Here is a 7,246-nt window from a genome sequence, read left to right on the forward strand (position 1 = left end):
TGCCAGCGCTTACCCTATATGCGATTGAGGCACTTTATTCATAAAATCATGGCAGATACCCCTTCCTCCGGCGCCGACCACGCCTTCGGCTTTGGCACCCGCGCCATCCACGCCGGCGCCCAGCCCGACCCGGTGACCGGCGCGCGCGCCACGCCCATCCACCAGACCACCAGCTTTGTGTTCGACAACGCAGAGCACGCCAGCAGCCTGTTCAACCTGCAGACCTTTGGCAACGTCTACAGCCGCATCAGCAACCCCACAGTGGCGGTGTTTGAGGAGCGCATCGCCAGCCTGGAAAACGGCCGCGCGGCCCTGGCCTGCGCCAGCGGCATGGCCGCGCAGATGGCGGCGCTGCTGGCCATCCTCAAAACCGGGGATCACATCGTCGCGGCCAGCACGCTCTACGGCGGCACGGTGGGGCAACTGGGCGTGGGTTTTGCGCGCTTGGGGATAGAGACCACCTTTGTGGACCCGGCCGACCCCGAGAACTTTGCGCGCGCCATGCGCCCCACCACCCGCGCCGTGTACGGCGAGACCATCGGCAACCCGCTGGTCAACGTGCTCGACATCGCGGCCGTGGCCGAGGTGGCACATGCACAGGCGGTGCCGCTCGTCATCGACAACACGGTGGCCAGCCCCTACCTGTGCAACCCCTTGCAGCTCGGCGCCGACATCGTGGTGCACAGCGCCACCAAGTACATCGGCGGCCACGGCACCACCATGGGCGGCGTGGTGGTGGAGGGTGGCAAGTTCCCCTGGGACAACGGCAAATTCCCCGAGATGGTGGAGCCCAGCCGGGCCTACCACGGCGTGAAGTTCTACGAGACTTTTGGCGATTTCGGCTACACCATGAAGGCGCGCATGGAGGTCAACCGCACCTTTGGCGGCGTGCTCTCACCCATGAACGCGTGGCAGCTGCTGCAGGGCGCCGAAACGCTGCACCTGCGCATGCGTGAGCACTGCCGCAATGCGCTGGCCGTGGCGAAGTTTTTGCAGAGCCACCCGCAGGTGGCGTGGGTCAACTACCCCGGTTTGCCGGATTCGCCGTATTTCGATCTGGCGCAAAAGCAGTTCCGTGCAGTGGACGGCACGCCTGGCGCCTCGGGCATCCTCACGTTTGGCGTGAAGGGTGGGGCCGCAGCGGGCGAGAAGTTCATCGACGCCTGCGAGTTCTTGAGCCACCTGGCCAACATCGGTGATGCGAAGACGCTGGTGATCCACCCCGCATCGACGACACACCGCCAGCTGAGCGAAGAGGAACTGGCCCGCGCGGGCGTGAGCGCGGACATGGTGCGGTTGTCGGTGGGTATCGAGGACTTAGACGACATCCTGTGGGACGTGGACCAGGCACTGGGGCGGGCCAGCCGTTGAGCTGACCCAAGCACCTGTTCTAGCCCTCCGCCGTCGGCGCCCCCAGCCGCTGCGAAAGGGCCTGGGCCGCGTCGCGCAGATGCCGGGCCACCGGGCTGTCCAGGCCTGTGGGCAGCGTAGCGGTCGGCCCGATGGACGCCAGGCACAGCACCATCTGCCCAAACCCGTCGAAGACCGGGGTAGCCAGGGCGCTGATGCCCGGCAGCAGCTGGTCGGCCACCACGCTGAGGCGGTGGGTGCGCACGGCCTCCAGTTCAGCCGCAAATGCAGGCTCGTCCAGCGCGTGCGCAAAACCCTCGGCGGCCAGTGCGGCCGCCACGCGCTGGCGCGAACCAAAGGCCGCAAACACCTTGCCCGTGGCCGTGTGGCGCATCGAGGCCGTGGTGCCATGGCGCATGGCGACATACACGGCGGTGGGCCCCTCTTCGACGCGAATGACGGTGGGGCCGCTGTCACCCCATACCGACGCTGACACGGTGTGGCCGATGCGCTGGGCCAGCGCGGGCAGCTCGGCAATGGCCAGGCGCACCGGGTCCACCTGCTGCAGGCTGATGAGGCCCAGCTGCATGGCCAGCGGGCCCAGGCCGTAGTGGCCGCTCACCGTGTCCTGCTCAATCAGGCCCAGCTTGCCAAAGCTCACCAGATAGGGGTGGGCCTTGGCGGCCGTCATGTCGGCGGCGCGGGCCAGGTCTTTGAGCGCCATGCGCCGGCCGGTGCGGGCCAGCACTTTCAGCAGCTGGCCACCCACCTCCACGCTCTGGATGCCGCGCGGCGTGCGCGGGGTGTCTTCGTCGTCAAGGGCGGGAATGGCAGAAAGTGAGGTGACCATCGCCCCGATTGTCCATGGGTTGACGGCCCGGCTCGCCCCTCGGGTTTTCACTTAATTGAATGCATTAGACATTCGCGAATTTTGACCCTACCATCCTGATAATTCTGTTTAGATAAACGCATTCATCAATAACGAATATTGCCATGACCAAAACCTTTGCCTCCGCCGCCGACCTCGAAGTGAAGAAGGTGAGCTTCGACAAGCTCTCCGACCACGCCTACGCCTACACCGCCGAGGGCGACCCCAACACCGGCATCATCATTGGCGATGACGCGGTGATGGTCATCGACACCCAGGCCACGCCCGTGATGGCGCAGGACGTGATCCGCCGCATCCGCGAGGTGACGGACAAGCCCATCAAGTACGTGCTGCTCTCGCACTACCACGCGGTTCGTGTGCTGGGCGCGAGCGCCTACGGGGCGGAGCACATCATTGCCAGCGAAGACACGCGCGACCTGATCGTGGAGCGCGGGCAATTCGACAAGGACAGCGAGATCGGCCGCTTCCCGCGCCTGTTCCAGAACGTGGAAAGCGTGCCGCCGGGCCTGACCTGGCCCACGATGACCTTCAACAAGAAAATGACCCTGTGGCTGGGCAAGCTGGAAGTGCAGATCCTGCAGCTGGGCCGGGGCCACACCAAGGGCGACACGGTGGCCTGGCTGCCGCAGGAAAAGATCCTGTTCAGCGGCGACCTGGTGGAGTTTGACGCCACGCCCTATGCGGGCGACGCGTACTTCAAGGACTGGCCGCAGACGCTGGACAACATCGCAGCCCTGAAGCCCGAGAAGCTGGTACCCGGCCGGGGCGCAGCGCTGCAGACGCCGGAGCAGGTGCAGGCGGGCCTGGCAGGTACGCGCGCCTTCATCAGCGACCTGTACGAGAGCGTGAAGGAAAGCGCCGCCAAGGGCGAAGACCTGCGCAAGGTGTACGAAGCCACGTTTGCGAAGCTGCAGCCCAAGTACGGGCAGTGGGTGATCTTCAACCACTGCATGCCGTTTGATGTGACCCGCGCGTATGACGAGGCCACGCAATACCCTGACCCCCGCATCTGGACGGCAGAGCGCGATGTGGCGATGTGGAAAGCCTTGGAGGGTTAGGCAGAGAGCATCCCCCTGAGGCGCTGCGCGCCTTCCCCCTTCTCTCGAACCGCTACGCGATTCGGGAAGGGGGACGCAGCCCTCGCTGCGGGGCGGCCCTTGCTTGCCTGCCCTGGCCTGGGTCGCGCCGGTTTCACAAGTCGGTTCTCTATACAGGCAACGATCGAACACACAGATAGAGATAGGAAGTCGTCCAACCATGAACCCCCGAGACATCCCCCCCGAGGCCTTCCACGCCAGCGGCGCCGAGGTGCAAGCCATCGACTTCGGCTACGTGCGCTCGCCCGACCAGGACAGTGCCACACCCGCGCAGCACCCCGTCGTCATCGTGGGCGCGGGCCCGGTGGGTCTGTCTCTGGCCATCGACCTGGCCCAGCGCGGGCAGCGTGTGGTGGTGCTGGACAACGACCACAAGCTGTCCATCGGCTCGCGCGCCATCTGCTTTTCCAAGCGCACGCTGGAGATCTGGGACCGCCTGGGCGTGGGCCAGCGCATGGTGGACAAGGGCGTCTCGTGGAACGTGGGCCGCGTGTTCCTCAAGAGCGACGAGGTTTTCGAATTCAACCTGCTGCCCGAGGAGGGCCACGAGCGCCCGGCCTTCATCAACCTGCAGCAGTACTACGCCGAGGCCTACCTGGTGGAGCGCGCCCTGCAGCTGCCGGGCATCGACATCCGCTGGCACAACAAGGTGACCGCTGTGGCGCCGCGTGCCGACGGCGCTCTGCTCACCGTGAACACGCCCGAAGGCGACTACGCGATCGACGCGCAGTGGGTGGCCGCGTGCGACGGCTCGCGCTCGCCCCTGCGCCAGCTGATGGGCCTGGAGAGCAAGGGCCGCATCTTCCACGACCGCTTCCTGATCGCCGATGTGCGCCTGGACAGCGACGTGAACTTCCCCACCGAGCGCTGGTTCTGGTTCGACCCGCCCTTTCACCCCGGCCAGAGCGTGCTGCTGCACCGCCAGCCCGACAACGTCTGGCGCATTGACTTCCAGCTCGGCTGGGACGCCGACCCGGACGAAGAAAAGAAGCCCGAGAACATCCTCCCCCGCGTGCAGGCGCTGCTGGGGCCGGGCGTGAAGTTCACGCTCGACTGGGCCAGCGTCTACACCTTTGCCTGCCTGCGCATGGACCGGTTCGTGCACGGCCGCGTGGTGTTTGCGGGCGACAGCGCGCACGGCGTATCGCCCTTTGGCGCGCGCGGGGCCAACAGCGGCGTGCAGGATGCCGAAAACTTGGCGTGGAAGCTCGACTGGGTACTCAAAGGCCTGGCGCCCGATGCCCTGGTGGCCACCTACGGGCCCGAGCGCGAGTTCGCCGCCGACGAGAACCTGTGCAACTCCACCCGCGCCACCGACTTCATCACGCCCAAGAGCGCCATCAGCCACCTCTTCCGCGCGGCCGTGCTGGAGCTGGCGCGCGAGCACCCGTTTGCGCGCCGCATGGTCAACAGCGGGCGGCTGTCGGTGCCCGCCACGCTGCGCAACTCACCGCTCAACACGCCGGACTGCGACGATGACTTTTCCGGCACCCAGGTGCCGGGTGCCGTGCTGCCGGATGCCCCCGTGCTGTGCAACGGCCAGCCCGGCTGGCTGCTGCGCACGCTGGGGCCGGACTTCACGCTGCTGGTGTTCGGCGCGGCGCCTGCCTGGGCCCACCGCCTGCCGCTGGTGAAGGTGCTGCAGATCGGCACCGACGTGCACGATGTGCAGGACGCACAGGGCCTGGTCACGCAGCGGCTCAATGCCCGGCCCGGGACCATGGTGCTGGTGCGGCCTGACCAGCACCTGTGCGCGCGCTGGCGCGCTGCCAGCGAAGCGCAGGTACGCCAGGCCCTGGCGCGCGCCATGGCCGCCGCCTGACATGCACGATGAACTGCGGAGCCCCCACATGCTGATCACCCATCCCCACCTTCAGGCGAGCGACGACTTTTACGAGGCGCTGCTCACGGCGCACGAGGGCTTGTCCACAGAGGAAAGCCACGCCATGAATGCGCGGCTGGTGCTGCTGCTGGCCAACCACATCGGCGATCAGGACACCCTGACCGAAGCGCTATCGCTGGCGCGCGGGCGCGCCCAGGGCCGCACGGCGCAGACCCCTGCAGCGCCCGCCGCGATCGCACCGGTGGCACCCGTGCACGCGGCGGCCTGACGATGGGAGATGCGGGCAAAAACGCAGCACTGCGGGTGTGCTGTGCGCCCGCCCGCCAACCCCGTTTGCTACTTAAATAATAGCTGTTAGCGCTTTCTGGATAAGCGCTGGAGGCCGATTTTGATGTGATTCTCGAACGTCACAAGCGCCCGCCGCTTCAGGCGGGTTCCAGGGCTTCGGTGTGCGCGGTACCGCCGATGCCCAGGTAGGTATCGATGATGCGGCGGTCGCTCAGCAGGTCCTGGGCGGCGCCCGTGAGCGCCACCGCGCCCATCTCCAGCACGTAGGCGCGGTCGGCCACGCGCAGCGCGGCGCGGGCGTTCTGCTCCACCAGCAGCACCGACACGCCGTGCTCGCGCAGCGATGACACCACGTGCAGCACCTCGCGCACGATCAGTGGCGCGAGGCCGAGCGAGGGCTCGTCCAGCAGCAGCAGGCGCGGGCGCGCCATCAGCGCACGGCCAATGGCCAGCATCTGCCGCTCGCCGCCCGAGAGCGTGGACGCCAGCTGAGGGCGCCGCTCGCGCAGGCGCGGGAAGATGGCGAACACCTCCTCCATGCGCTCGGCCTGGTCGCGCTGGCCCTTGCGCCAGCGCGAAAAGCCGCCCAGCAGCAGGTTGTCTTCCACCGACATGTCGCCAAACAGCTCGCGCTTTTCAGGCACCAGGCCCACGCCCCGCGTCACCATGGCCTCGACGCTCGGGCGCGCGATGCGTTCGCCCGCCAGGCTGATGGAACCTGTGGAGCCCAGCAGCCCCATGGCCGCACACAGCAGCGTGGTCTTGCCCGCGCCGTTGGGGCCGATCACGGTGACGATCTCGCCCTCGTTCACGGAAAGCTGCACCTGGTGCACCGCCTGGACCGGCCCGTAGGACACCGACAGGTCCTGCAACTGCAACAGGGGTGTGGGGGCACTGGCGCTCATGCTGCGGCTCCGGGGGTGGGGGTCAAAGAAGAAGGGGCGACAGCGGGCGCGGCCGGCGGCTGTGGCTCATCGTCGCCACCGCCCAGGTAGGCATCCAGCACACGCTGGTTGCGCTGCACGTCGTGCGGCGTGCCTTCGGCGATCACGGTGCCGAACTCCAGCACCGTGATGCGGTCGGCCAGGTTCATCACAAACTCCATGTCGTGTTCCACCACCAGGATGCCCAGGCCCTCGGCGCGCAACTGGCGCAGCAGGTCGGCCAGAGCGCGCTTTTCGAGGTGGCGCAAGCCCGCAGCGGGCTCATCGAGCAACAGGATCGCCGGCTGGCCGGCCAGCGCGCGGGCGATCTCCACGATGCGCTGCTGGCCCAGAGCCAGCGATGCGGCGGGTGTGTCGGCAAACGCACCCAGCCCGCAGCGCTCGATCTGGCGGCGGGCCTCGGCCAGCAGGGCTGCCTCTTCGGCCCGGTCCAGCCGCAGCATGGAGGCGATCCAGCCGCGCCGTGCGCGCTGGTGGGCGCCCAGCGCCACGTTCTCCACCACGCTGCGCTGCCCCAGCAGGCGCACATGCTGGAAGGTGCGTGCCATGCCCAGCCGGGCAAACTCGCGCGACGGGCGCCGCAGCATCGCGCGGTCCATCAGGCGCACCTCGCCTTCGGTGGCGTCGTCCACGCCCGAAATCATGTTGAAGAAGGTGCTCTTGCCGGCGCCGTTGGGGCCAATGAGGGCGTGCACCTCGCCGGCCTTCACGTCCATGGACACCGCGTTGTTCGCCACCAGGCCGCCAAAGCGTTTGGTGACCTTGCGGGCCTGCAGCAGCGTGGTGCCGGCGGCGGGCAGCGTGCGCTGCACCAGCGCGGCGGCCGTGCGCGCGG

At 67.7% G+C, this 7,246-nt stretch carries 7 protein-coding genes; 4 read left to right on the top strand and 3 right to left on the bottom strand.

Features of this window, described 5'->3' with window-relative positions; translation table 11 throughout:
- Positions 1 to 48 precede the first annotated feature (48 nt).
- Positions 49 to 1,371, top strand: coding sequence for an O-acetylhomoserine aminocarboxypropyltransferase/cysteine synthase family protein (locus KYG_RS08515; protein WP_008904462.1), 1,323 nt, complete (start codon positions 49 to 51; stop codon positions 1,369 to 1,371).
- A gap of 19 nt (positions 1,372 to 1,390) precedes the next feature.
- Here the strand turns inward: KYG_RS08515 and KYG_RS08520 are convergent, their stop codons facing one another.
- On the bottom strand, positions 1,391 to 2,200 hold the full coding sequence (locus KYG_RS08520) for an IclR family transcriptional regulator (protein ID WP_008904463.1): 810 nt from the start codon (positions 2,198 to 2,200) through the stop codon (positions 1,391 to 1,393).
- A 143-nt stretch (positions 2,201 to 2,343) separates the two neighbouring features.
- Here KYG_RS08520 and KYG_RS08525 point away from each other — a divergent pair, with 143 nt between their 5' ends.
- From KYG_RS08525 to KYG_RS08535, 3 genes are all read left to right on the top strand, one after another.
- Positions 2,344 to 3,297 carry an MBL fold metallo-hydrolase gene (locus tag KYG_RS08525; RefSeq protein ID WP_008904464.1) on the top strand — a complete coding sequence of 318 codons (954 nt, stop codon included), beginning with the start codon at positions 2,344 to 2,346 and terminating at the stop codon, positions 3,295 to 3,297.
- Between the two features lie 199 nt (positions 3,298 to 3,496).
- Positions 3,497 to 5,158 carry an FAD-dependent oxidoreductase gene (locus KYG_RS08530; RefSeq protein WP_008904465.1) on the top strand — a complete coding sequence of 554 codons (1,662 nt, stop codon included), beginning with the start codon at positions 3,497 to 3,499 and terminating at the stop codon, positions 5,156 to 5,158.
- A gap of 28 nt (positions 5,159 to 5,186) precedes the next feature.
- Positions 5,187 to 5,447, top strand: coding sequence for a DUF2783 domain-containing protein (locus KYG_RS08535; RefSeq protein WP_008904466.1), 261 nt, complete (start codon positions 5,187 to 5,189; stop codon positions 5,445 to 5,447).
- A 157-nt stretch (positions 5,448 to 5,604) separates the two neighbouring features.
- Here the strand turns inward: KYG_RS08535 and KYG_RS08540 are convergent, their stop codons facing one another.
- Positions 5,605 to 6,372 carry an ABC transporter ATP-binding protein gene (locus tag KYG_RS08540; protein ID WP_008904467.1) on the bottom strand — a complete coding sequence of 256 codons (768 nt, stop codon included), beginning with the start codon at positions 6,370 to 6,372 and terminating at the stop codon, positions 5,605 to 5,607.
- A partial coding sequence (locus KYG_RS08545) for an ABC transporter ATP-binding protein (RefSeq protein ID WP_008904468.1) occupies positions 6,369 to 7,246 on the bottom strand: 878 nt, incomplete at its 5' end. The genes KYG_RS08545 and KYG_RS08540, both read right to left, overlap by 4 nt.

The organism is Acidovorax sp. NO-1, from assembly GCF_000238595.1.
In the GTDB taxonomy this organism is placed as follows: Bacteria; Pseudomonadota; Gammaproteobacteria; order Burkholderiales; family Burkholderiaceae_C; genus Acidovorax.